Here is a 26,291-nt window from a genome sequence, read left to right as displayed (position 1 = left end):
CCTGCGCGCATCAGCTTTCCTCGGTGACACGCAGGACTTCCTCGATGGTCGTCTGACCACTGAGGGCCTTGGACAGACCATCTTCGTACATCGTGCGCATGCCGGCTTCGCGGGCAATGCGTTCGATCTCGCCCATGCCGTCGCGGCGCATCACCGCGCGCCGCAGCGCGTCGTTCATCACCAGAAATTCCATGATGGTGGTCCGGCCGAGGTAACCGGTCGGCGCCAGCGCGGAGGGCTTCGGGCAGTACAGGTGGATCGGTCCTTCCGGCTGCAGGCGGCGCAGCTCGAAGCGTTCGATCTCTTCCGGCGAGGCTTCATAGCGCTCGGCATGGGTCGGCTCCAGCCGACGCACCAGGCGCTGGGCCAGGATGCCGTTGATGGTGGAGGTGAGCAGGTAGTCTTCCACGCCCATGTCGAGCAGGCGCGTGATGCCGCCGGCTGCGTTGTTGGTATGCAGGGTGGACAGCACCAGGTGGCCGGTCAGCGCCGACTGGATCGCGATGCGCGCGGTTTCCAGGTCGCGCATTTCGCCGATCATGATGATGTCCGGGTCCTGGCGCACGATGCTGCGCAGGGCGTTGGCGAAGTCGAGCCCGATCTGCGGCTTGGCCTGGATCTGGTTGATGCCTTCGATCTGGTATTCCACCGGGTCTTCGACCGTGATGATCTTGACGTCGGCAGTGTTCAGCTGGCTCAGCGCGGTGTACAGCGTGGTGGTCTTGCCTGAACCGGTCGGGCCGGTCACCAGCAGGATGCCGTGCGGCTGTTCCAGCACCTTGCGGAACTGCGGCAGGAAGGCGTCAGTGAAACCGAGACGATGGAAATCGAACACCACCGTTTCGCGGTCCAGCAATCGCATCACCACGCTTTCGCCGTGCGCGGTCGGCACCGTGCTCACGCGCAGGTCCAGCTCCTTGCCCTGCACGCGCAGCATGATGCGGCCGTCCTGCGGCAGGCGGCGCTCGGCGATGTTGAGCCGGGCCATGATCTTGATGCGGCTGATCACCGCAGCAGTGAGGTTGGCCGGCGGGCTTTCGCCTTCCACCAGCACGCCATCGACGCGGTAACGCACCTTCAACCGGCTTTCGAACGGTTCGACATGGATGTCCGAAGCGCGCAGCTCCACTGCACGCTGGATCACCAGGTTGACCAGGCGGATCACCGGCGCTTCCGAGGCGAGGTCACGCAGATGCTCGATATCATCGACCGCACCGCCCTCGCCATCGGCGGTTTCGACGATCGCGCCCATCGCGCTGCGGCCCTGGCCGAACCAGCGCTCGACCAGGTCATCAATTTCTGCGCGCATGCCCAGCACCGGTGTCACCGGTACCCCCAGTGCCAGCTGCACGGCCTGCTGCGGATAAGGATCATGGGCATCGGCCAGCCACAGCCGGACCCCGTGTTCATCCAGCGCCAGCGGACAGACATGGAACTGCTTGAGGAAGCGCAGCGACAACGGCAGGCCCTCGGCCAGCCCCTGCGGCGGCGCCTCCGGCAGCTGTTTGCCTTCCAGCAGCGGCAGCCCCAGCACTTCGGCGCTGGCCTGTGCCTGGTCACGCTCGGAGACCAGCCCCAGCCGCACCAGCAGGCCCAGCAGGCTGCCGCCGGCCTCTGCGTGCAGCGGCCGCGCACGTGCCAGATCGCCTTCCTTCAGCCGGCCGCGCGCCAGCAGCGCATCCAGGATGCGGCCTTCAGCGTCGTCGGCAGCGGCGGTAGCAGCAAGCGCGTTCACATGACTCTCCTGTCAATCGGCTCGACTTTAACAGTTAAGCCATGATTTCCGCCGCCCCTGCGCCACCTTTCGTAAAAAGACGAAGCCCGTCACATGGGATGACGGGCTTCGGCCATTCAACTACGACAGTTCAAGCTTACTGCGTGGCGAGAATGCTCACCCCGTTGTAGGCCGCTTCACCCACCACCTTGATGTAGTAGGTGGCCGCCACCGGCTTGGTCACCCGCACCGTCTCGGAGGTGCCCGGACGGGTCGACTTGGCGTCGTTGTCGCTGGCACTGGGCTCACGGCCTTCAGCCACGTAGACCGAAACGTTGCCGGTGCCACCGTAGGTGATCACGCTGAACTGCTTGCCGGCAGCCGCTTCGAAGCTGTAGAGCTTGCTGCTGCCGGCCGCACCGGACAGGCCACCGACGGCAGCCTTGTTGGTCAGCGGCGTGGCCACCGGCCCGCAGTTCTCGGTGCACGGTTCTTCCAGTGCCTTGGCCAGCGCGGCCTTGGCATCGAGGATGCCGGTACCGATCGGCGTGGCCGCCGGGATGGCGACCGGGAACGGACGTGCGGTTTCCTTCAGCAGGGTACGCATCGCGGCCGGGGTCAACGGATCCTTGCCCTTGGCGATCAGCGCGCTCTGCACCAGTGCGGCAACGGCGGCCACATGCGGCGAGGCCATCGAGGTACCGCCCATGCCCATGTAGCCCGGCGTGCCCGATTCCGGCGTGGTGGCCGCATTGGAGCCGGTCTGCCAGATGTAGCCACCCGGGTTGCCGTCGACACTGCCGCCGCCACCCGGACCGGACAGGTCCACGCGGGTGCCATAGTTGGAGTAGTAGGTGATGCCACCGGTGATGCGGGTGGCACCCACGGTCACCACGCCTTCGCAGCTGGCCGGACGGTACTTGGACGCGTTGTCGGCTTCATTGCCCGCCGCGACCACCACGGTGGTGCCACGCGAGATCGCGCCATTGATGGCGTCCTGGTAGGTGCTGCCGCAGGTACCGCTGCCGCCCAGGCTCATGTTGATGATCTCGGCCGGGTTGGTGTTGGCCGGGATGCCGGTCACCGTGCCACCCGATGCCCAGACCACCGCGTCGGCGATGTCGGACAGGTAGCCGCCGCACTTGCCCAGCACACGTACCGGCAGCACCTTGGCCTTGTAGGCGACACCGGCCATGCCGACGCCGTTGTTGGTCTGCTCGGCTACGGTGCCGGCTACGTGGGTGCCGTGCCAGGAACTGTCCTCGGCCAGCGAGCCGTCATAGCACTCGTTGTCGTTCTCGACCCAGTCACCGTAGTCCTGCGCACCCGGCACACGATCGTTGGTCGGGCGCCGCGAGGTCTCCGCATCGCTGATGAAGTCGTAACCCTCCAGCAGGTTGCTGACCAGGTCCGGATGCTGCGGCAGGATGCCGGTATCGATCACCGCCACCACGATGCCCTCACCCTGCGAGACATCCCATGCCGCCGGTGCGTTGATGCCGCCGACGGCGTTGTGCAGGTGCCACTGGTTCTGCTGGTAGAAGGGATCGTTCGGCACCAGCGCCGGCTGTACGTTGCCGGCACGCAGTTCGGTGCGGCGCAGCTTCACGTCGGCTTCGGCGTACTGCACCGACGGGTCGGCCTTCAGTTCCTTCAGCACACGCTGCAGTTCGGCCGGGGCCAGGCGGCCCTGCACGCGGATCAGGTCCGCACCGGTAGCGAGCTTGCGTACCACCTGCGGGCCGAGGGTACTGGCACGTGAGGTACCGCCGGACAGGCTGGCCCGGGTCAGCGCCGACTGCACGGTGGACAGCTTCGCCGAGCGGTCGGTGGCGGCGGCAGCGCCGGCCCGGTACTTGACGATGATGCGCTCGGCGCCCGGCTGGGCGGTGCTGGCCTGGCGCACCGGTTCGTGGGTCGGCAGGCCGGCGGCGTGGACGGCACCGACGGCCGTCATCGACAGCACGGCGGCGGCAAGCACATTGATGCGAAGGTTCTGCTTCTTGATCACGTCGAATTCCTCTTCTGGGTCATGGATCGAACCAACACTGCGGCCATCATTCCTTGACGACTCCCGGCCGGCCCAGCCGGGATTGCCGTGACCTCCCCCCAGGCCCTCACTGCAGGTGCTGCGCCGGCGTGGGTGGCCGCCGGCGCGATGGAGTGGCTTACCAGCCGAAGCCGGCACCGACGCCAACCGAGCTGTCGTCGCTGCTGAAAGCACCGCCGAAGGTCACCGTGGCGCGATCGCTGATCGCACGCTGGTAGCCCAGCGACAACGCCGACTCGCCGCCCTGGAAACCAATGCCGACGCCGACCCGGTTCTGGGTGCGGATACCGGCGGCACTGGTGGCCATGTTGAGCATCGCCGCGCTCATCGCACCCTGGCGGTCGATGCGGCGATCCATGTGGCGCAGGCGTCCGTCGATCTCGCCCTTGAACACATCGAAGCTGTCGGCGACGGCCTGGACGCGGCTGTCGGTGTAGCTGTTGGCTGTGGCCATGCCACGGTCGAGCTGGCCCTTGTTGACCGCATCGGTGGCCGTGGTACCCGCCGCCACATTGGTGACCTGGCGCTCTTTGCCTTCACTGCCCACCGAGACCGTGTTGGCACGATCGGCAACCGAGCCCTGGCCCAGCGCCACCGCGTTCGCCGCGGTGGCATTGGCGCCCTGGCCGATGGCCGTGGACGAAGCGCCACTGGCGACGGCGCCCTCGCCCATGGCGACGGCATTGAAGCCCGTCGCGGGAGTGCCAACCGGAATCCCGGCACCGGCGGCAGCAGCGGTCGGCGTGCCCTGCACACGCGCGGTGCTGGCCGGTGCCGCGTCGGCCGTTGCAGGTGCATCAGCGGTGCTTGCCAGCGGGCTCTCATCCAGCGAGGCACTCATCGCGCGCAGGTTGGCAGTCCCGGCACGCGAGCCACCGGCGGTTCTGCGGTCGATCTCGCTGACCTTGCGGTCCAGCGCGCCCAGCGCATCGCCGACGTTGCTGTAGGTGGCGCCCTGGATCACGTAGTTCGGAGCCACGAACACCCCCTGCATGCCGACGCTGGCACCACCGCCGAGGAAGCTGGCGGCATCGCTGAGCGACTGGAACAGCTGGCCGCCGTTGATCGCCTGGCGACTGCCCGCGGCAATGCTGCCGGCACCGACGTTGTCGATGGTGGTGCCCTGGAAGCCGGACAGGGTCAGGCGGTCACGGCTGGCGTCGTCGTAGCTGACCGCGCTGGCCGCGGTGGTTTCCACGGTGGCGATGCGCGAATCGAAATCGCCCACGCGCGTTTCCACCGCGCCCACCCGCTGGTTGGTGACGTTGAGCTGGGAGCCAGTGATGGCATCGCTGCTGCCGGCGGCGATGCGGCCATCGGCTACATTGACGATGCGGCGCGTGGCTGGACCATCGGTGCCATTGCCACCGCCGACCGACACCACGTTGGCATCGAGCGCACGCGAGCCCGCACCCAGCGCCACCGAGTTGGCACCGGACGCGCCGGCACTGTTGCCCAGTGCAAGTGCACCGTTGCCGATCGCCATCGCGTTGGCGCCCAGCGCATTGCTGCGCGCGCCGCTGGCACTGGCCGCCGAACCGATCGCGGCGGCATCACTGCCGCTGGCGCTGGCGATACCTGCGCCGGTGGCCTTGACGTAACGTGCCGTGCCATCGGCAGTCGCTGCGACCGCATCAAGCTGGCCACGATTGACCGCATCGGTGCGCTCGGTACCGGCAGCGACGCGGGTGATCTGACGATCACTGGTACTGCTGCCCACCGACACGGTGTTGGCACGGTCGGCCACCGAGCCTGCGCCCAGTGCGATGCTGCCGGCCGCCGAAGCGTTGGCACTGACACCCACTGCGGTGGCATTGGCGCCGGTGGCCTTGCTGCCGTAACCCACTGCAGTGCCAAGGCGACCACTGGCTTCGGCATAGCTGCCCAGCGCCGAAGCGCCGTCGGCCGAAGCATTGGCGCGGAAACCACTGGCCTGCGACTGGGTGCCGCTGGCCGTGGCCTGCGCGCCGCTGGCAGTGCTGTAAGCGCCCTTGGCCTGGGCGCCGGCGCCGGTAGCACTGGCGCCGAGTTCGCTGGCGCTGGCGCCACTGCCCACGGCTACGCTGTCGACACCAGCAGCCTGCGCCGCGTTGCCGAGCGCCGCCGCATTGTTGCCGGTGGCCAGCGCATCGAAGCCCACGGCCGTGGCATTGCCGGCCATGGCATTGGCACCACTGCCCAGCGCGGTGGCGCCGTTGCCGATGGCGTTGGCCGCGTTGCCGGCGGCCAGTGCGTTGTCACCGTCCACCAGGGCACCGGCCTCGCCATCGGCATTGCCGCTGGCCTGGAACTGCCGGCTGGTCTTGTCGGCGACGCTGGCGACTGCATCCAACTGGCCCTTGTTCACCGCATCGGTGGCTTCGGTACCGGCTGCGACATGGGTGACCTGGCGCTCACCGCCCGCCTTGCCGACGGCCACCGTGTTGTCACGGTCGGCCTTGGAGCCGGCACCGAGCGCGACGCTGTTGCTGCCGTTGGCGGTGGCATTGGCACCCAGCGCGGTGGCGCTGCTGCCCGCCGCCCACGAATTCCAGCCGATCGCCGTGGCGTAGTCTTCGGTGGCCCACGCGCCCGCACCGAATGCCGCGGCACCGGTGCCACTGGCACGCGACGGGATCAGGCCGAAGAAGGTGCTGCCGCCGATGGCCACGCTCTCCTCGCCACTGGCCTCGCTGGACTGACCCACGGCAACGGCACCGGTACCGGCCGCAGCGGCACCGAAACCGACTGCAGTGGTGTTGGCACCACTGGCTGCCGAGCCGTAGCCCAAGGCAGTGCCGAGGCGACCGCTGGCTTCGGCGTAGCCGCCGACAGCGGTAGTGCCATCGGCAAACGCGGCGCTGCGGAAGCCACTGGCCAGTGCCTGGGTGCCGCTGGCATTGGCTTCGGCGCCGCTGGCGGTGCTGTACGCACCACTGGCCTGCGCACGCGCGCCGACCGCGCTTGCGCCCAGTTCACTGGCGCTGGCGCCGGTACCGAGCGCCAGGCTGTCTTCGCCGGTGGCCTGTGCCGTGCTGCCCAGAGCCGCCGCGTTGCTGCCGGTGGCCAGCGCATCGATGCCTACCGCCGTGGCGTTGGCCGCGAGCGCATTGGCACCACTGCCCAGCGCGGTGGCGCCGTTGCCGATGGCATTGGCGGCGTCACCTGCGGCCAGCGCGTTGTCGCCCTCCACCAGCGCCCCGGTTTCACCATCGGCATTGCCGCTGGCCTGGAACTGCCGGCTGGTCTTTTCCGCTGCCGCGGCTACGGCATCGAGCTGATTCCTGTTGACCGCATCATTGCCCTGCGTGCCATCGGCCACGTTGGTGATCTGGCGGGTGTTGCCACCGCCGCCCACCGACACGGTGTTGTCGCGGTCGGCAATCGAGTCCGCACCCAGCGCCACGCTGTTGGCACCGCGCGATTCGGCGGCGTTGCCCAGTGCGGTGCTGTTGATGCCCCCCGACCAGGCGCCACCACCCACCGCAGTGGAGTAGTTGCCCGATGCCTCGGTGGCCAGCAGACCGAACAGCGAGCCGCCAACGGCGACACTGTTGGTGCCGGTGGCCAGGCTGCCCTGGCCGGTGGCGGTGCTGTAGGCGCCGGACGCTTCCGAGTCGCCACCCACGGCCACGCTGTTGGAGCCGGAGGCGTTGGCGAAGTTGCCGAACGCGGTGGCGTTGAATGCCGAGGCCTGTGCGTAGCCACCGATGGCGGTGCTGTAACCGCCGCTGGCTTCGGCACCGATACCGAAGGCCGCTGACGCCGTGCCACTGGCCACGCTTTCGCTACCCACGGCGGTTGCCGCGTCACCGCTGGCATTGCTGAAGTAACCCACAGCCACGGCTTCTTCGCCGGACGCTTCGGACAGCACGCCATTGGCAGTGCTACCGGCGCCGCTGGCGATGCTGGCCGCACCGAACGCCGCGCTCTGCTCGCCGCTGGCTTCGCTTTCCGCGCCATGCGCGGTGGCGTACTCGCCCGTGGCCTGTGCGTTGGCACCAACAGCGCTGGCGTTGGCTGCGGTCGCCAACGCATTGAAGCCCAGCGCCTGTGCGTTGCTGGCCAGCGCGTTGGCGCCGCTACCCAGTGCGGTGGCGCCATTGCCGATGGCATTGGCGGCATCACCGGCCGCCAGTGCGTTGTCACCTTCCACCAATGCACCGGCTACGTCGTCGCCGTTGCCGCTGGCCTGGAAGAAGCGGCTGGTGGTGGTGGCCGTGGTCGCCACCGCATCCAGCTGCGCCTTGTTCACCGCATCGGTGGCCTGGGTGCCGGCGGCGACGTTGGTGACCTGGCGTTCGTTGCCGGCGCTGCCCACCGACACCGTGCGCGCGCGGTTGGCGACCGAACCGGCACCCAGCGCGACCGTGTTGCTGGCGCTGGCATTGCTGCCGGCACCGAGCGCGATCGCACTCTCACCACCGGCCACCGTGTTGGTGCCGATGGCGATGCTGTTGATGCTGTTGCCCAGCGCCTGGAAGCCCAGCGCCACGCTGTTGTCGCCATAGCCGAAGGCACCGCGGCCAACGGCGGTGGAACTGGCGCCGTTGGCCCAGCTGTTGTAACCGATGGAGGTCGCGCCGCTGCCGCTGGCCCAGGCCGCGTTGCCGAACGCTGACGCGTTGGTGGCGGTGGCCCATGCACCCGAACCGAATGCTGCTGCGCCACTGGCAGTGGCCCAGCTGTATCCGCCTACTGCGGTGCTGTCATCGCTGCTGGCGAATGCGCTGTCGCCGACCGCAACCGCATAGCTGCCGGTGGCGCGCGACTTGCCGCCTGCGGCGAAGCTGTTGTCACCACTGGCCTTGGCCGCGTTGCCGAAAGCGCTGCTGGCAGCCCCGGTGGCCTGCGCACCGCTGCCGACTGCGGTGGCATCGGCAACAGCGGTGGTGCCCACCTGCTGCGCCGTGCCATCGGCACCGATGATCGGCTGGTTGAACTCGTCGTAGGCCTGGCCGAGGCCACCGATGGCGACACCGCCATTACCGGTGGCCGCGCTGTTGCGGCCCACGGCCACGCTGTCATCGCCGATGGCCGACGCGGCAGCACCCTGCGCGATGGCACCTGCGCCGATCGCATTGCTCGACGAACCCACAGCGATGGAGCCTTCGCCATCAGCCAGTGCGCCAGCATCACTGCCCGCCTCCGGCTGTGCCTGGAAGAAACGCGCGGTGGTGTCGGCAGTGCCGGCCACGGCGTCGAGCTGGGCTTTGTTCACCGCATCGGTGGCTTCGCTGCCTGCAGCGACGCTGGTGATCTGCCGCTCGTTGCCGGCGCTGCCGACGGCCACGCTGTTGGCGCGCACCGCTTCGGAATTCGCGCCGAGTGCCACACTGTTCGCGCCGCGTGCGGTGGCGTAGTAACCCACGGCCGTGCTCTGCGCTCCGCTCGCCCAGGTCTGCGCGCCCAGGGCACTGGCGTTCTCGCCCGGTGCATAGGCGAAGTAGCCGACCGCGGTCGCTTCGGCGCCGGAGGCTTCGCTGAGGCTGCCGTTGGCCACGGCACGGTCGCCACTGGCGATGGCACCGGCACCGACGGCGGTGGCGGCTTCGCCACTGGCCTGGGTCTGCACGAAGAAGCCCAGGCCGGGGATCAGGTCAGCCGGGCCACCGATGGCGACGCTGCTGGTGCCCGTCGCGTTGCTCTGCGTACCCAGCGCGGTGGAATAATCGCCGATGGCATTGGCCACGGCGCCGAAGGCCGACGCCTGCGCACCGGCCGCATAGGCGCCGACGCCGTAGGACGACGCCGCAAAACCACTGGCTTCGGCACTGGCGCCGACCGCAGTGCCGCCGACGCCTGCGCTGGTTGCGCCGGTTTCCACCGGCACGCCGCCGCTGGTGATCAGCGGGTTGCCGTCGGCATCCACCGCAGCGCCACCCACGGCAACGCTGCCCGGACCGTTGGCCTGCGCGTTGTTGCCGAACGCGGCACTGTTCTGGCCCGAGGCCAGCGCGTTGTTGCCAACGGCGGTGGCGTTCTGCGCGACGGCGGTGGCGCCGGCACCGACTGCAGTGGTGCCGTTGCCGATGGCATTGGCGGCCTCGCCGGCCGCCAGCGCCTCGTCGCCCTCGGCCAGTGCACCGGCATCGCTGTTGCTGCTGCCATTGGCCTGGAAGCGCTTGGCGGTGGCATCGGCCACGGCGGCGACGTCCTTCAGCTGACCGACATTGACTGCATCGTTGTCTTCGGTGCCTGCGGCCACGCTGGTGATCTGCCGGGTCAGCCCGTATTCGGCGGCACCAACGGACACGGTATCGACGCGGTCGGCCAGCGAGCCCGCGCCGAGCGCCACGCTGCCGGTGGCCACCGCCGCGGAATTCGAGCCCAGCGCGGTGCTGTATTCACCGACGGCGGTGCTGAACGCACCCACCGCGATCGATGCTTCGTTGGCTGCGGTAGCGCCGCGGCCCAGCGCGGTGCTGCCCGGGCCCATCGCCACGGCACCGCCGCCGACAGCCGTGGCGCCATCGGCAGTCGCTTCGGACAGCGCACCCAGCGCGGTGGCCGCGCCGTTCTCGCTCGCGGCGGTCGCGCTTGCGCCAACCGCGGTGTCGCCGAGACCGAAGGCCGCAGCGCTCTGCCCGACCACCACGCTGGCATCGCCGATTGCCAAGGCGCCCTGGCCGAACGCGCTTGCGCCCAGGCCCGCGGCAATGGCCTGGGTTCCGATGGCAGTGGTGGCATTGGCCAGCGACTGTGCGCCGGCACCGGCCGCCACTGCGCCCTGCCCGTCGATCTTCGCCGCGTCGCTGTCATCGCCTGCGCCATCGGCCTTGAAATAACGGCTGCCGTCTGCGGCGACATCGGCCAGCGCAGCCTGGGTGGCGCGCGCCTGCGCGTCCAGCTGCGCCTTGTTCACCGCATCGGTGGCCTGGCTGCCTGCGGCAACATTGGTGATCTGCCGTTCCTTGCCGGTATCACCCACGGACACCGTGTTGGCACGCGTGGCCTTGGAGCCGGCGCCCAGCGCTACGCTATTGGCCGCACTGGCGCTGCTGTTGCTGCCGATCGCCACCGCGTTGCTGCCCTTGGCCGTGGCCGAGCCTTCGATCAGGCACTTTTCGAGCAGCTTGCCGCTGAATGCCACGCAGGTGGCGCTGCCGCCGATCTGCACCGACTGTGCTGCGGCGATACCGCTCATGCCCAATCCCAACACCAGGCCCAGTGCCATCGCCAACCTTGCGGGCGCAGCCTGCGTTGCATCGCGGCGCTGGTCGACGACCCCGCCGCCGCTGTCGGAGGAGGCCAGTTCCGAGGCCACCACCAACTGACCCAATGCTTTGTTCCAGACCTTGCGATAAATCCGATTCATCGGTACGGCTCCTGATTGGACTGGTTTTGGGCAAAGCAACGCCACCGCTGGGCTTTCCGGCCCAACGTCCCCTGGGGGCGTTTATTCGCGTGATTTACTGCGGGGTATTGCCGAACGGCGCGCAGCGACAGAAAACCGAGCGCGTGCGCCAAGCGGTTACTGCGAAATGAATGATTCTGAAACGGGGTTCAAGTGTTAACGGCAACTTTGCAGATCGTCAAGACTTTGACACAGCAAATCCTATTGCCGTGAAGCACATCACTATTTCACGTGTTTATGAAATGATTTTGTTATGCATGCGTGACGATTCCTCGACGCATGAAAATGCATGTAACTAGCGGTCGCGACTGGAGTTTCAAGCGCGCAAAGAAAAACCCGCCGATCAACGGCGGGTTTTTCCATACGCGATGGCATTGAGGCCTGCGCGATGCAGTGCGATCAGCCGCACCACACCCGCGCGTTGCGGAACATGCGCATCCACGGCGAGTCACCCTGCCACTCGGCCGGAGCCCAGCTCAGGTTGAGCGCGCGCGGGGTGCGCTCCGGGTGCGGCATCATGATGGTGACGCGGCCGTCGCTGCTGGTCAGGCCGGTGATGCCGTCCGGCGAACCGTTCGGGTTCAGCGGGTACTGGCTGGCGACGTTGCCATTGCCGTCGATGTAGCGCAGCGAGACGCGTGCGGCGGCCTGGTCGACGGCGTTGTCGAACACGGCCTGGCCTTCGCCGTGCGCCACCGCTACCTGCAGGCGCGAGCCGGCCATGCCACGCAGCAGGATCGACGGCGATTCCACCACTTCCAGCAGCGCGGTGCGGGCTTCGAACTGCTCGCTGGCGTTGCGACGGAACTGCGGCCAGTGCTCGGCACCCGGGATGATGTTTTTCAGCTGGCTCATCATCTGGCAGCCGTTGCACACGCCCAGCGCAAAGCTGTCTTCGCGCGCGAAGAACGCGGCGAAGGCATCACGCAGTGCGCTGCGCTCCAGGATCGAGGTGGCCCAGCCACGGCCGGCACCGAGCACGTCGCCGTAGCTGAAGCCGCCGCAGGCGACCAGGCCGGTGAAGTCCTGCAGGGCCACGCGGCCTTCGATCAGGTCGCTCATGTGCACGTCGAACGCGCGGAAGCCGGCACGTTCGAAGGCGTTGGCCATTTCAATCTGGCCGTTCACGCCCTGCTCGCGCAGCACGGCCACGCGCGGGCGCGCACCGGTGCTGATGAACGGCGCCGCCACGTCTTCGTTGAGGTCGAAGCTGAGCTTCGGCTTCAGGCCCGGCGCATTGAAGGCACGGGCGACCTCGCGCTCGGCATCCGCGTTGGCCGGGTTGTCGCGGCGCTTCTGCATCGCGTGGGTGACCGACCACCAGGCGTCGAACAGCGCGTCCCAGCGCCACTCGGCCAGGTTCTCGCCACCCAGCGACACGCGCACCACCGGTGCAGTGGTCGGCTTGGCGATGCGCTGCGCGCATTCGGTCAGTGCATGGCGCTCGACCAGGTCGGCGAAGGCCGCACGGTCTTCGCGTGCGATCTGCACCACCGCGCCCAGTTCTTCGTTGAACAGGCTGCGGAACGGATCATCGCCCCAGGCATCGAGGGTGATATCCAGGCCCAGGCGCGAGGTGAAGGCCATCTCGCACAGCGCAGCGAAGGCGCCGCCGTCGCTGCGGTCGTGATAGGCCAGCAGCAGGCCGGACTGGCGCGCATCGCGGATCAGCTCGAAGAAGCCACGCAGGCGCTGCGGGTCGTCCAGATCCGGGGCAGCGCCGGCGAACGCCGGCAGATCGCCGTGGTCGGCATGCACCTGGGCCAGGATCGAACCGCCCAGGCGCTGCTTGCCGGCACCCAGGCCGATCAGCCACAGCTCGCTTTCCACGTCGCGGTCGAGCAGCGGCGTCAGCTGCTGGCGCACGTCGGCCACCGGCGCGAACGCCGAGATCACCAGTGACACCGGCGACACGCTCTTGTGTGCTTCGCCCTGGTCGTGCCACTGCGCCTGCATCGACAGCGAGTCCTTGCCCACCGGGATGCTGATGTCCAGCTGCGGGCACAGTTCCATGCCCACCGCCTTCACCGCGTCGTACAGCAGCGCGTCTTCGCCCGGGTGGCCGGCCGCGGCCATCCAGTTCGCCGACAGCTTGATCTCATCCAGCGCATCGACCGGGGCCGCGCACAGGTTGGTCAACGCTTCGCCCACCGCCATGCGTGCCGAAGCAGCGGAGTCGAGCAGGGCCAGCGGGGTGCGCTCGCCGATCGACATCGCTTCACCGGACACGCCGTCGAAGTCGGCCAGGGTGATCGCCACGTCGGCCACCGGCAGCTGCCACGGGCCGACCATCTGTTCGCGTGCGGTCAGGCCGCCGACGCTGCGGTCACCGATGGTGACCAGGAAGTTCTTCGAAGCGACCGTCGGGTGCGCCAGCACGCGAAGGCCGGCTTCCTGCAGGTCCAGGCCGCCGGTCTTCAGCGCTGGCCAGCGCGGGGCCGGCGGGTGCGCGGTGTCGCGGTGCATCTTCGGCGGCTTGCCGAACAGCACGTCCATCGGCAGATCAATCGGCGGATCGGCCGGGGTGTGGCCCGGCACGGCACCGTAGGCCACCACCAGGTGCTCCTCGGCAGTCGCCACGCCAACCGCGGCGAACGGGCAGCGCTCGCGGGCGCACAGTGCGGCGAACTCGGCCAGGCGCTCCTGGGCCACGCCCAGCACGTAGCGTTCCTGCGACTCGTTGCACCACAGCTGCATCGGCGACAGCGACGGATCATCGGTGGGCACCTTGCCCAGATCGATGACACCGCCGACCTTGGAGTCGTGCAGCAGTTCCGGGATGGCATTGGACAGGCCACCGGCACCGACGTCGTGGAAGAATTTGATCGGGTTGTTGGCGCCCATCGCCACGCAGCGGTCGATGACCTCCTGGCAGCGGCGTTCCATTTCCGGGTTGTCGCGCTGCACGCTGGCGAAGTCCAGGTCCTCGGCGCTCTCGCCGGAGGCCACCGAACTGGCGGCACCGCCGCCCAGGCCGATCAGCATCGCCGGACCGCCGAGCACAATGACCGCATCACCGGCCTGCAGCTGGATCTTGTCGACCTGCACGCGGTCGATCGCGCCGAGGCCACCGGCCAGCATGATCGGCTTGTCGTAGGCACGCACCAGATCGGCGCCTTCCGGCAGCTCGAAGCTGCGGAAGTAGCCGAGCAGGTTCGGGCGGCCGAACTCGTTGTTGAACGCAGCGCCGCCAAGCGGGCCGTCGGTCATGATTTCCAGCGCCGGTGCCATGCGCGGGTTCAGCGCGCGCGGCGCTTCCCACGGCTGCGGCAGTTCCGGAATGCGCAGGTGCGAGACCGAGAACCCGGACAGGCCCGCCTTCGGCTTGCCGCCGCGGCCGGTCGCGCCTTCGTCGCGGATCTCGCCACCGTTGCCGGTCGATGCACCCGGGAACGGCGCGATCGCGGTCGGATGGTTATGCGTTTCCACCTTGATCTGGAACGCGCTGGGCACCTGCGGCTCGCGGCGGTATTCGCCGCTGGCCGGATCCGGGCGGTAACGCGACGCCGGATGGCCTTCGATCACTGCGGCATTGTCGCTGTACGCGCTGAGCGTGTGCTGCGGGGTCTGCTGGTGGGTGTTCTTGATCATCCGGAACAGCGAGCGGTCCTGTTCCTGGCCGTCGATGGTCCAGCTGGCGTTGAAGATCTTGTGGCGGCAGTGCTCGGAATTGGCCTGCGCGAACATCATCAGCTCGACGTCGGACGGTGCGCGGCCGAGCGCGGTGAAGCGTTCGCGCAGGTAGTCGATCTCGTCCTGGGCCATGGCCAGGCCGAGGCGCTGGTTGGCAGCCTCCAGCTGGTCCACCGGCACGCGTTCCAGTTCACCGCGGGCCGGCGCCGAGAACAGCACCTGGCCCTGTTCCACGGTCTCCAGCACCGACTGCGTCATCGGGTCGTGCAGCGCCTTGACCAGCGCCTGCTGGGCGGCGGCATCGGCCGGCCAGCCCTGCACGTCGATGCGCAGGCCACGCTCGACCCGGCTGACCGGCTGCCCGGCACCGCGGACCAGTTCGGTGGCCTTGCTCGACCACGGCGACAGCGTGCCCAGGCGCGGCACCACGATGCGGCTGACCGCGCCGTCGGCCACGGCCTCGGCCTGCGGCGCGGCTTCGAGGATGCGGCACAGGGTGGTCAGGTCGGGGGCGGCGCTGCCTTCGGGCTGCACGAAGTAGACGTGCCAGGCACCGCTGATACGCAGGGAGGGAGCGATGGACTGCAGGCGGGATTCAAGACGTTCGCGGCGGAACGGCGACAGGGCGGGCGCGCCCTCGAGGACCATCATGTCCGGGGAACCGTAGTTGGGAAACGGGCCCGACATTGTACCGGAAGCGGGGGAAGGGCTTTGGCCGGGCGGCGCCCGGCACCCGCCGAAGCCAAGGCAACGGCAACTGCCAAAGCAAAAGCGGGGTTCCCGTGGGATGGCGGGGTGGGTCCGGTTGCGGGGGACGCCGTGAATCCGTCCATGGAGGCTCGATCGCCGCATCCATGCGGCTCACGCCCCCGCAACCGGACCCACCCCGCCTTCGACAGATTTCCGCGATCTGCAGTAGTTCCACGCCATGCGTGGATGCTCCCCGGTAGTGCCGGCCGCTGGCCGGCAACCAGGAAATTTCAGAAATCAGGCATTGAAGAGCGAAGCGATCGGCTTCTGCTTTTGATTTTTTGTTCTGTCTTCCGTGGCTGGCCGCGCAGGAACCTGTCCGTGGCCGGGCGGGTGGGCTGCGCAGGGGCGTGAGCCGCATGGATGCGGCGACCGAGCTTACAGGGACGTACTTGCAGCGTCCCCTGCGCAGCCCACCCGCCCGGCCAAACCCCAGAAATCCGCTGTACGCGACCCACCCCAGCCACGAGGGGCTCCGCCGATGGCCGCCGACCGCGCGCAGCGCCGCTCTCCGCCAAATCCCCGAACCATGCACTCGCTCACGGATTGACCACGCGATTGATGACAACGTTGTCCCCACCTGGCGCCGGACTCTCTCCCCGGCCTCCCAGGTACCTCCGTCCGCCCCCTCCGTCGCCTTCCCGGGCGACGCCCGGACCTGCGTCACGCGCGGCGCCATCGGGGCCCGCGCGCCCTTTGATCGGAGACTTACCCATGTACGACCCGATTGTGCGCAGTGCCGAACGTGCGACCCGAAGCTGTCGTCCCCGCCGCCTGGCCTGGCTGCTTGCCCTGGCCGCCGGTACCGCCGCCCTGCCCGGCCTGGCGCAAGCCGCCAGCTGTGCCGGCGTGGCCCAGTGGGACCAGGCCAAGATCTACCGGGCCGGCGATACCCTGCAGAAAGGAGGCGTCCTCTATCGGGCGAACCAGGACATCTGGAACGCGCCGCCGGACCATCCGGCCGGTGCGCCCTACTACACCAACCTCGGTGCCTGCGATGGCAGCGGCAGCAACCAGCCGCCGGTGGTCAGCCTGACCTCGCCGGCCAACGGCGCCACCTTCAGCGCCGGCAGCACGGTCAACGTGACAGCCAACGCCAGTGATCCGGACGGCAGCGTCGCCAAGGTCGAATTCTTCCGCGATGGCAGCTCGCTGGGCGTGGCCACCAATGCGCCGTATGCGGCCAGCTGGGCCAATGCCAGCGCCGGCAGCCACACCCTGCGTGCAGTCGCGACCGACAACAACAACGCCACCACCAGCACCGCCACCATCACCATCACAGTCAACGCCGCCGGTGGCGATACCACCGCACCGAGTGTGCCGGGCGGGCTGGCGGTCGGCACCCGCACCGCCAACAGCATCGCGCTCAGCTGGAGCCCGTCCACCGACAACACCGGTGGCAGCGGCGTGGCCGGCTACGACGTGTACCGCAACGGCAGCCTGGTCGGTTCACCGTCCAGCGCCAGCTACATCGATGGCGGGCTGACTGCCTCCACCACCTACCGCTACCGGGTTCGTGCCCGCGACAACGCCGGCAACGCCTCGGCCCAGGGCACCGAGATCAGCGCCACTACGCTGGCCGGCGACGGCGGCACCACCGGCAAGCGGGTGATCGGTTACTTCACCCAGTGGGGCATCTACGGCCGCAACTACCGGGTCAAGAACATCGACAGCAGTGGCTCGGCCGCACGCCTGACCCACATCAACTACGCGTTCGGCAACGTGCGCAACAACCGTTGCGAAGTGGGCATCACCCAGCCGTCGGATCCGAACAGCGGTGCCGGTGGCGATGCCTTCGCCGACTACACCAAGGCCTTCAGTGCCGCCGAGAGCGTCAGCGGCAGCGCCGATACCTGGGACCAGCCGCTGCGCGGCAACTGGAACCAGCTCAAGCAGCTCAAGGCCAAGTACCCGGGCATGAAGGTGCTGATCTCGCTGGGTGGCTGGACCTGGTCGCGTGGTTTCTCCAGCGCGGCGCGTCCGGAAAACCGCCAGGCCTTCGTCGCCTCGTGCATCGACGCCTACATCAAGGGCAACCTGCCGGTGACCGACGGTGCCGGTGGCGCCGGTGCCGCACTGGGCGTGTTCGACGGCATCGACGTCGACTGGGAGTACCCGGTGGCCTGTGGCATCGAATGCGGCAAGCCGGAGGACAACGCCAACTTCACCGCGCTGATGGCCGAGTTCCGCCGCCAGCTCGATGCGGTGCGTCCGGGCCTGTTGCTGACGGTGGCGGTGGGTGCCGGCATCGACAAGATCCGCGTCACTGATCCGGCCGCGTACCACCCGTACCTGGACTACATCAACGTGATGACCTACGACTTCCACGGCGCGTGGGATGCGAAGACCAATCACCAGTCGGCGCTGTTCGATTCGCCGAATGATCCGTCCACCGGCGACCAGAAGCTGTACAACAGCAACGACGCCATCGAGGCCTTCATCAGCCGTGGCGTGCCCGCCGCCAAGCTCAACCTGGGCATCGGCTACTACGGGCGTGGCTGGACCGGTGTGGCCAACGCCAACAACGGCCTGTACCAGACCGCGACGGGTGCCGCACCGGGTACCTACGAGGCCGGCATCGAAGACTGGAAGGTGCTGAAGAACCTGGCGTGGCCGGGCTACACCGACAACACCGCCGGTGCCACCTGGATCTACAACGGCAGCACGCTGTGGAGCTTCGATACCCCGGCCAACATCACCCGCAAGATGGGTTACGTGAAGACCCAGGGCCTGGGCGGCGCGTTCGTCTGGGAGTTCAGCGGTGACGATGCGCAGGGCACGCTGACCAAGGCGGTCAGTGATGGCCTGAAATAAGCAAAAAGCCGGGGGCGCATTGTGCGCCCCTGGCCTCTGATCTGTAGCGCCGAGCCCATGCTCGGCTGATGGTCCCGCAGTCGAGCATACCTCGACGCTACGATTCCGCGTCAGCGCTTCTCGGACAGCTTGTCCAGCGCCGCACGCAGCTGCGCCGGCGGCAGGTAACCGCCCAGCTGGGTGCCATCCGGCGCGAAGATCGCCGGCGTGCCGTTCACGCCCAACTGCTGGCCCAGCGCGTACTGCATCGCCACCGGGTTGGTGCAGTTCTTGGCCGGCACACTGCCACCGCGCTTGGCGTTGGTCAGGGCCTGGCGGCGATCCGCTGCACACCAGACCGAAATCATGTCGGTGTAGTCCTTGCTGCCCAGGCCCATGCGCGGGAATGCCAGGTACTCGACCGAGATGCCGTTGCGGTTGAGTTCTGCGATGTCCTGATGCAGCTTGCGGCAGTAGCCGCACTCGATGTCGGTGAACACGCTGATGGTGTACTTGGCATTGGGCGCAGCGAATACGATGCGGTCGCCGTGGTTGGCCTTGGCCAGCAGATCGCGGCGGTAGCCCAGCAGGCCCTCGCTGTTGGCCGGGCCCTTGGCACGCGTGTCGTAGGGCTGCGACTGGAACAGGTAGCGGCCATCGTCGGACACGTACAGCAACTGGCCGGAGACCACGACCTCGCGGAAGCCGGGGAACGGCGCAGCACCGATGTAGTCCACCTGGAAGCCGGGATTCAGCGCGGTCAGCGCGGCGCGCACGGCCTGGTCGGCCGAAGCGTTGGCGGCCGGGGCGGCCTTGGCCGCAGCCGCGGCGGGTGCCTTGGCGGCCGGCGGAGCCGGCTGGGCGCAGGCGGTCAGGCTGAGCGCACCGAACACGGCGGCGATGGCAAATCGGAGCATGGAGCGATCCGCAACAGAAGAAGATCCCGGATTCTGACACAGCCACCAGAACCGGGCCGCGACGCCCGGCACGGCCCCGGGCAGCGATTCAGCCCGGCGCTCAGCCGCGCGGATGGTGGCGGGCGTGCAGCTTCTGCAGATGCTCGCGCGCCACCAGGGTGTAGATCTGGGTGGTCGACAAGGAACTGTGGCCGAGCAGCATCTGCAGCGCGCGCAGGTCGGCACCGCGGTTGAGCAGATGGGTGGCGAAACTGTGGCGCAGGCCATGCGGGCTGATCCGCGCCGGGTCGATGCCGGCCACCTGCGCGTGGCGCTTGACCAGGTGCCAGAACGCCTGCCGGGTCAGTGCATGCAACGTCGGCTCGATGAACAACGGGGTCTGCCCATCCGCCAGGGCATGCACTTTGCCCTTGCCGACCAGCTGCGGGCGCGACGCCTGCAGATAGCGCTCCAGCCAGTGCTGCGATTCCTCGCCCAGCGGCACCAGCCGCTCCTTGCTGCCCTTGCCCGTGACCCTCAGCACGCCCTGGCGCAGGTTGACTGCCGTGGCCGGTAGCAGCACCAGCTCGCTCACGCGCAGGCCGGCCGCATACATCAGCTCCAGCATGGCACGGTCGCGCAGGCCCAGCGGACTGTCGATGTCCGGCGACGCCAGCAGCGCGTCGATCTGGCTTTCGGCCAGCGCCTTCGGCAACAGCCGCGGCAGCTTCGGCGGGTCGAGCAGCGCACTGGGGTCTTCGCTGCGTTCGCCACGGCGCACGCCATCGGCGAAGAACGCCCGCAGCGCCGACAGCAGGCGCGCATTGCTGCGCGGCGACCAGCCATGCCGGGTGCGCCAGGCCAGATAGTCGAACAGCCCCGGGCGCTCGATGCCGGCCAGGCCACCGTCGCGCCCATCCATCCAGCGCGCCAGCCCTTCCAGGTCGCGCCGGTAGCTGTCGAGGGTGGCGCGGGCCAGGCCGTTCTCGGCCCAGATCGCATCGAGGAAGCGCTGGATGCGCGCGCTGTCGTCGGCGCGCAGCTCGGGCAGTTGCTGGACCAGCTGGCGGCGTTCGGCGGGGGTGGAAACAAGGGCCATGGGTGCAGGATACGAGGGCCACTGCGGGCACGGCCAGCTTTGCGTATGCTCGGCGCATGTCCCGCCCCGCCACCGACACGGCCCCTGCGGCCGCTACCGAAATGCCCCGCCCACGTGCCTTGTTGGCCTGGCGCGTGCTGGCGATGGTCTACGACGCACTGCCGGTGCTGGCGCTGTGGATGCTGGCCGGCACGCTGTTCACCCTCGCCTACACCTTCAGCGGCCACGCGCAGCGCGAGAACATCGCACCGTTCAGTGCCTGGCAGTGGCTGCTGTGGGCGGTGTGCTGGGGAATCACGGGGGGGTACGCCACGGCCAGCTGGCGACGCGGCGGGCAGACGCTGGGCATGCGACCGTGGCGGCTGAAACTGCAATCGAGCGATGGCACGCCGCTGCGGCTCGGCCAACTGTGGCTGCGCTTCGCGGTGGGCACGCTGTCACTGCTGCTGGGTGGACTGGGGTTCTGGTGGGCATGGGTCGACCGCGACCGCCTGACCTGGCACGACCGCGCCAGCGGCACCCGCCTGATGCGCATGCCGAAGCGGTGATGCACCACGTGTAGAGCCGAACATGGGCTCGGCTCCACACGATCAACGCAGCGATCAGCCGGCTGGCGCCGGATCCGGCAGGATCACCGCCGGCTGCGTCCAGAGGTCGAAAAAGGCGGACGCAAACGCATTGGCCTGCACATCATCGGCCACCGGCGACTGTCCGCTCAATTGCGCACGGGTCTTCACGAACTCCTGCCACAGTTTCAGGCTGGCCTTCTTCAGGCGCTTCTGCTCGCCTGCATCGGTTGCGGCAAGGTACTGCGCGTACAGCTCGCGCATCGGTTTGCCCTGGGCCTCATAGGCCGCCGGAAGCGGCGGCAGCTGGGCGGCAGTGAAAGCCACCGATGCTGCCGGCGGCCGGTAGCCATCCGGCCCGAAAGCCTCCTTCAGCTCGTCCCCGGCATCCAGGTATTCGAAGAAGCCAGGCACGTTGTAGAGCTTGGTCCGGTAGTCGGACGAGGTATCCGGGCTGCTGGAGACCACCGTGTCAGGCAGTTCGTCCTTCAGTCCTGCGTCCCAACGGCGCGGAATGAAGAAGCCGGTCGCCTTCACGTAGGGACCCTCGATCTCCACATCGTTCAGTTCGATCTTCGATGCCAGGTTGCCGGTATTGGTTTTGCTGGTGACGTACTGCTCGGTGACGATCACGTACTCGGCCATGGCCGGGTTGATCAGCCCGCCGATCCCGTCGGCGTAGACAACCATGCGTACGCTGCCGATCTTCTCGCTCTGCAGCCGGTACTGGCCCGGCTCCAGGACCAGGGGCATGGAGGTGTGCGGCGGCAGGGTATGCACCTGCTGGTCGACCGACAAGGTCAGCGGTGCATCCGTCGGGTTGTCGATCTCGAAGTCGACGGTGGACCGGCTGCAGCCGGCAGAAAGCAGCACGGCCGCGATGTACGGCAGAAAGCGTTGGAAGCTCATGTTCGTCCTTGAAGTGAAACGGAAACAGCAGGGCCTTGCCCGGCTCCCTGGGAATCAACCCGATTTGCGCCGGAACAGCAATCCAGACACCGCCAGCATCACGATCGGTGGCAGCGCATAGGCAATTCGGTAATCGAACTTCAGCGCGCCGGCCATGCGCCCGAAGAACAGCTGCAGCAGCCAGAAGCCCAGCGCGAACAGGATGCCCAGGAACAGGCGCTTGCCCATGCCGCCGCTGCGCAGCGAGCCGAACGCGAACGGCACCGCCGCCAGGCACAGCGCCAGCACGTTCAACGGGTAGAACCAGCGGCTCCAGTACACGTCCTCGAAGTCACGCGCGTCCAGCCCGTTGCGCTGCCGGTAGGTGATGCTGGTGCTCAGTTCGGCCAGGCTGAGGTTGCGCGGCTTGGCGATGCCGGTGGCCAATGCGGCCGCATCCAGCTTCGAATTCCACGGTTCGCGCGCGACTTCCTGGCGGGTCGCCGAGCGCTCGCCGAAGGTATCGCGACGTACCCCGGTCAGCACCCAGCCATCCCTGTCATGCTCGGCGGTGTCGGCATGGGTCAATGAGGCGATGCCCCCATTCTCGGCGATGCGGTACAGGCGCACGTCGCGCAGGATCAGGCGCGTGCCCTTGTCGCCGACCAGCTGCTCCTCGCCGCTCTGCGCGTTGAGGAAGGTATCGCCCTCGCGTGCCCACAGGCCCGAGTAGCGGCTGGTGGCGATATCCCGCCCCCACTTGGCGCTGGACTTCAACGCATCGGCGCGGTCCTGGCCCCAGGGGCCCAGGGTCTCGGCGCTGAGCACCATCACCGCGGTCAGCAGCGACAGCGCGATCGCCACCGAAACGCTCAGGCGCTTGCGCGACAGGCCCAGCGCACGCAGCGCGGTCAGCTCCGAGGTCGCTGCCAGCTGGCCCAGGCCCATCAGTGCACCGATCACCGCGGCGGTGGGGAACATGGTGTAGGCGCGGCGTGGCACCGTGTACAGCACCCAGGCGGCAGCATGGCCCAGCGTGTAGCCGTTCTTGCCGATGTCCTTGAACTCGCCGGAGAACGCCATCACCACGTCCAGGCCGACCAGCACGGCCCAGGTCAGCAGCACCGTGGTGAACACCGACCGGCCCAGGTACAGGTCGAAACGCATCGGGCGCAGCCTCATGCGCGGGCTCCCTTCGGGCGGCCCAGGCGGCCATCACGTGCATACATCCAGATTGCCAGCGCCAGCAACGGCAGGGTCAACCACCACAGGCCAAGCGCAGGGGGGATCTTGCCGTTGGCGATCCAGCCGCTGCCGATGAACATCAGATTGGTGCCGACCATGTAGGCCATCAGCGCCAGCATCATGCGGCCGTAGCGCTGCTGGCGCGGCGAGCTGCGGCCCAGCGGCACGGTCAGCAGGGCGAACGCCAGCGCGATCAGCGGCGGCGCCAGCCGGCGGTGCAGCTGCGCCTGCGCCTGCGGACGCTCATCGCCGATCAGCTGCAGGGTCGGCATCAGTTCCGGGTCATCCTCGGTGCGGGTCTGCGCGCCATCGGGCAGGGCCACGTCATTGCGGGCAAAGGTCGCCAGGCGGTAGTCCAGGCCACCAGCCACCGGCCCTTCCACCTGGTGGCCGTCATCCAGCTCCAGGAAGCGCTGACGGGTGCCCTCGAAGAACATGCGGCCGCCATTGGCCGACACCACCTCCAGGCGGTCATCCTTCTGGCGCTGCAGGAACACCTTGCCCAGCTGGGTGCCATCGGGCGAGATCGAGGACAGGTAGACCACGCCGCCATTGGGCAGCGGGGTGAAGCGGCCCGGCTCCAGACCGGCCATCAGCACGCTGCGGTTGGCCTCGATGATCATCTGCTCGGCCACCCGGCCGGCCCACGGGCCCAGCCACAGCGAGCAGGCGCCCACCAGTGCCACCACCGGCACCACCAGCATCAGCAGTGGCCGCAGCAGTCGCTTGGGGCCGACACCAATGGCGGTGATCACTGCCATTTCCGAGTCGCGGTACAGGCGCGCGATCGCCAGCAGCAGGCCCAGCATCAGCGCCAGCGGCAGGATCAGCGGCAGGTAGGCGATGAACTGCAGGCCCAGCTGCGAGAACAGCAGCTTGGCCGGCAGGCGCCCGTCGGCGATGTTGCCGAGGATGTCCACCAGCACGCCGCCCACGCTGACCACCAGCAGGACGATCAGGGTAGCCAGGAAACTCTGGACGAAATCGCCCAGCAGGTATCGGTCGAGCTTCAGCATGGGGCGGTGGTTTAAACTCTGGGGTTCGTTCGCGGTGCCGCCCAGTCTACTGTCTGGGCGTAAACGGCCTGCGATTGTACGGACTCGCCAATGGAATCTGCTCAATGGCCCTCGAATTCACCCTGAACCACGTTGCTCCGGCCGCCGCCACCGTCGATTGCCTGGTGGTTGGCGCGTATGCCGACCATACCCTGACCCCGGCCGCACAGGCCCTGGACGCCGCCAGCGGTGGCCGCCTGGCCGCCCTGGCCCAGCGCGGCGACCTGTCCGGCAAGACCGGCGCCACCACCCTGCTGCATGACCTGCCGGGCGTGACCGCCCCGCGCGTGCTGGTGGTCGGCCTGGGCGAAGCCGCCCGCTTCGGCGTGCCGCCGTACCTGAAGGCCGTCGGCGACGCCGTGCGCGCGCTGAAGGCCGGTGCTGCCCGCAGCGCACTGTTCACCCTGTCCGAAGTGGCGGTGAAGGACCGCGACGCGGCCTGGGCGATCCGCCAGGCGGTGATCGCCGCCGATCATGCCGCGTACCGCTACACCGCCACCCTGGGCAAGAAGAAGGCCGACGACGCCGGCCTGGCCCAGCTGGCCATCGCCGGTGACGACGCGCAGGCCCTGGCCCAGGGCCAGGCCATCGCCGCCGGTGTCGAGTTCGCCCGCGAACTGGGCAACCTGCCGCCGAACTACTGCACCCCGGCCCATCTGGCCGAGGTCGGCGTGAAGTTCGCCGGCGAGCACGATGGTGCCGAAGCCGAGATCCTCGACGAGACCCAGATGGAAGCGCTGGGCATGGGCTCGCTGCTGGCCGTGGCCCGTGGTTCGGCCAACCGCCCGCGCCTGGTCGTGCTGAAGTGGAACAATGGCGGCGACGCCAAGCCGTACGTGCTGGTCGGCAAGGGCATCACCTTCGATACCGGTGGCGTCAACCTGAAGACCCAGGGCGGCATCGAAGAGATGAAGTACGACATGTGCGGTGGCGCCAACGTCATCGGCACCTTCGTCGCTGCGGTCAAGGCCAAGCTGCCGCTGAACCTGGTGGTGGTGGTGCCGGCGGTGGAAAACGCCATCGACGGCAACGCCTACCGCCCGTCCGACGTGATCACCTCGATGTCGGGCAAGACCATCGAAGTGGGCAACACCGACGCCGAAGGCCGCCTGATCCTGTGCGACGCGCTGACCTACGCGCAGCGCTTCGAGCCGGCCGCGCTGGTCGACGTCGCCACCCTGACCGGCGCCTGCATGGTCGCCCTGGGCCACCAGACCGCCGGCCTGATGAGCAAGCACGACGACCTGGCCAACGAGCTGCTGGCCGCCGGCGAGCAGGTGTTCGACCGCGCCTGGCGCCTGCCGCTGTGGGACGAATACCAGCCGATGCTGGATTCGACCTTCGCCGACGTCTACAACATCGGCGGCCGCTGGGCCGGCGCGATCACCGCTGGCTGCTTCCTGTCGCGCTTCGCCGAAGGCCAGCGCTGGGCCCACCTGGACATCGCCGGCGTGGCCAGCGATGAAGGCAAGCGTGGCATGGCCACCGGCCGCCCGGTCGGCCTGCTGAGCCAGTGGCTGCTGGACCAGGCCGCCCGCGCCTGATGCCGTACCCGACCCTGGCCGGCCCCGCCGGCCAGGGCCTCGCCCGGCACTGCCGGGCCCCTGCCTGACCCGGACCCTGCCATGCCCCGCGCCGACTTCTACCTGATCGCCAAGCCCCGCTTCCTGACCGAGCCGTTGCGCCTGGTCTGCGAGCTGGCGCGCAAGGCCAACGACGCCGGGTTGTTCACCCTGGTGCTGGCCCGCGACCAGGCCCAGGCCGAGGAGCTGGACGAACTGCTGTGGGCGTTCGACAACGATGCCTACATCCCGCACCAGATCGCCGGCGAGGACATGGACGAGGAAGAAGCCCTGGTGCTGATCGCCGTGCCGGGCACCGATGCACCGGCGCGCCCGCTGGTGATCAACCTGCGTGATGAACCCTGGCTGGGCGAGTGCGAGCGCGTACTGGAAGTGGTTCCGGCCGACCCGGAAGCGCGCGAACCGCTGCGCGAACGCTGGCGCCAGTACAAGGCCGCCGGTTACGACCTGAACAAGCACGACATGTAAGTCCAGCGAGGACCCCTTGATGCGCCTGTTGATCGCCCTGATTCTTCCCTGGCTGTCCTTCTTCACCATCGGCCGGCCGTTTGCCGGCATTGTCTGCCTGATCCTGCAGATCACCCTGATCGGCTGGCTGCCCGCCGCCATCTGGGCCGCCTACGCGGTCAGCCAGTACCACACCGACCAGAAGATCCGGCGCGCCCTCGGGCCGCGCTGATCTC

At 68.5% G+C, this 26,291-nt stretch carries 14 protein-coding genes; 5 read left to right on the top strand and 9 right to left on the bottom strand.

Going from position 1 to position 26,291, the window contains the following annotated elements:
* Positions 1-10: 10 nt before the first annotated feature.
* From gspE to purL, 4 genes are all read right to left on the bottom strand, one after another.
* Positions 11-1,735: a type II secretion system ATPase GspE gene (gene gspE, locus ACZK2R_RS02765; protein ID WP_180838639.1), complete on the bottom strand. Its 1,725-nt coding sequence runs from the start codon at positions 1,733-1,735 to the stop codon at positions 11-13.
* A gap of 136 nt (positions 1,736-1,871) precedes the next feature.
* On the bottom strand, positions 1,872-3,725 hold the full coding sequence (locus tag ACZK2R_RS02760; protein ID WP_180838640.1) for a S8 family peptidase: 1,854 nt from the start codon (positions 3,723-3,725) through the stop codon (positions 1,872-1,874).
* Between the two features lie 157 nt (positions 3,726-3,882).
* The gene (locus ACZK2R_RS02755; RefSeq protein WP_180838641.1) at positions 3,883-11,061 is read right to left on the bottom strand and encodes an ESPR-type extended signal peptide-containing protein; all 7,179 of its coding nucleotides are present in this window, start codon (positions 11,059-11,061) and stop codon (positions 3,883-3,885) included.
* A 438-nt stretch (positions 11,062-11,499) separates the two neighbouring features.
* Positions 11,500-15,384, bottom strand: a complete 3,885-nt coding sequence (gene purL, locus ACZK2R_RS02750) for a phosphoribosylformylglycinamidine synthase (protein WP_180838642.1) — start codon at positions 15,382-15,384, stop codon at positions 11,500-11,502.
* Between the two features lie 813 nt (positions 15,385-16,197).
* On the opposite strand from purL, the gene ACZK2R_RS02745 reads away from it, so the two are divergent.
* Complete coding sequence (locus ACZK2R_RS02745; protein WP_478487753.1) at positions 16,198-18,297, top strand: glycosyl hydrolase family 18 protein; 2,100 nt, start codon at positions 16,198-16,200, stop codon at positions 18,295-18,297.
* Between the two features lie 110 nt (positions 18,298-18,407).
* On the opposite strand, the gene ACZK2R_RS02740 is transcribed toward ACZK2R_RS02745, so the two are convergent.
* Positions 18,408-19,193, bottom strand: a complete 786-nt coding sequence (locus ACZK2R_RS02740; RefSeq protein ID WP_049424945.1) for a DsbC family protein — start codon at positions 19,191-19,193, stop codon at positions 18,408-18,410.
* Positions 19,194-19,293: 100 nt separating this feature from the next.
* Positions 19,294-20,271 carry a site-specific tyrosine recombinase XerD gene (gene xerD, locus ACZK2R_RS02735; RefSeq protein WP_180838730.1) on the bottom strand — a complete coding sequence of 326 codons (978 nt, stop codon included), beginning with the start codon at positions 20,269-20,271 and terminating at the stop codon, positions 19,294-19,296.
* A 56-nt stretch (positions 20,272-20,327) separates the two neighbouring features.
* Between xerD and ACZK2R_RS02730 the strand changes: the two genes are divergently transcribed.
* Positions 20,328-20,819, top strand: coding sequence for an RDD family protein (locus tag ACZK2R_RS02730; protein ID WP_180838731.1), 492 nt, complete (start codon positions 20,328-20,330; stop codon positions 20,817-20,819).
* A gap of 54 nt (positions 20,820-20,873) precedes the next feature.
* Here ACZK2R_RS02730 and ACZK2R_RS02725 read toward each other — a convergent pair whose 3' ends face one another.
* Genes ACZK2R_RS02725 through lptF form a run of 3 tightly spaced genes read right to left on the bottom strand, consistent with a single transcriptional unit; the run spans position 20,874 to position 23,986 of the window.
* Positions 20,874-21,746 carry a hypothetical protein gene (locus ACZK2R_RS02725; RefSeq protein WP_100437852.1) on the bottom strand — a complete coding sequence of 291 codons (873 nt, stop codon included), beginning with the start codon at positions 21,744-21,746 and terminating at the stop codon, positions 20,874-20,876.
* Between the two features lie 54 nt (positions 21,747-21,800).
* Complete coding sequence (lptG, locus tag ACZK2R_RS02720) at positions 21,801-22,907, bottom strand: LPS export ABC transporter permease LptG (RefSeq protein ID WP_180838732.1); 1,107 nt, start codon at positions 22,905-22,907, stop codon at positions 21,801-21,803.
* Positions 22,904-23,986, bottom strand: a complete 1,083-nt coding sequence (gene lptF / locus ACZK2R_RS02715; protein WP_032128008.1) for an LPS export ABC transporter permease LptF — start codon at positions 23,984-23,986, stop codon at positions 22,904-22,906. Before lptF ends, lptG begins: the two co-directional genes overlap by 4 nt.
* Positions 23,987-24,090: 104 nt before the next feature.
* Between lptF and ACZK2R_RS02710 the strand changes: the two genes are divergently transcribed.
* The 3 genes from ACZK2R_RS02710 to ACZK2R_RS02700 all read left to right on the top strand — a co-directional run bounded on the left by ACZK2R_RS02710 (position 24,091) and on the right by ACZK2R_RS02700 (position 26,287).
* A complete protein-coding gene (locus tag ACZK2R_RS02710) occupies positions 24,091-25,569 on the top strand; it encodes a leucyl aminopeptidase (RefSeq protein ID WP_180838733.1) in 1,479 nt (492 codons plus the stop codon).
* Between the two features lie 81 nt (positions 25,570-25,650).
* Positions 25,651-26,076 (top strand): DNA polymerase III subunit chi, encoded by a 426-nt coding sequence (locus tag ACZK2R_RS02705; RefSeq protein WP_180838734.1) that lies wholly within the window; start codon positions 25,651-25,653, stop codon positions 26,074-26,076.
* 19 nt (positions 26,077-26,095) lie between these two features.
* Entirely contained in the window at positions 26,096-26,287 is a 192-nt protein-coding gene (locus ACZK2R_RS02700; protein WP_012510005.1) for a YqaE/Pmp3 family membrane protein, read from the top strand.
* Positions 26,288-26,291: the final 4 nt, after the last annotated feature.

It is taken from the genome of Stenotrophomonas sp. 96582_Sma (genome assembly GCF_056480905.1).
The sequence above is the reverse complement of the archived record's forward strand: the minus strand, read 5'-3'. Positions and strand labels throughout refer to the sequence as shown.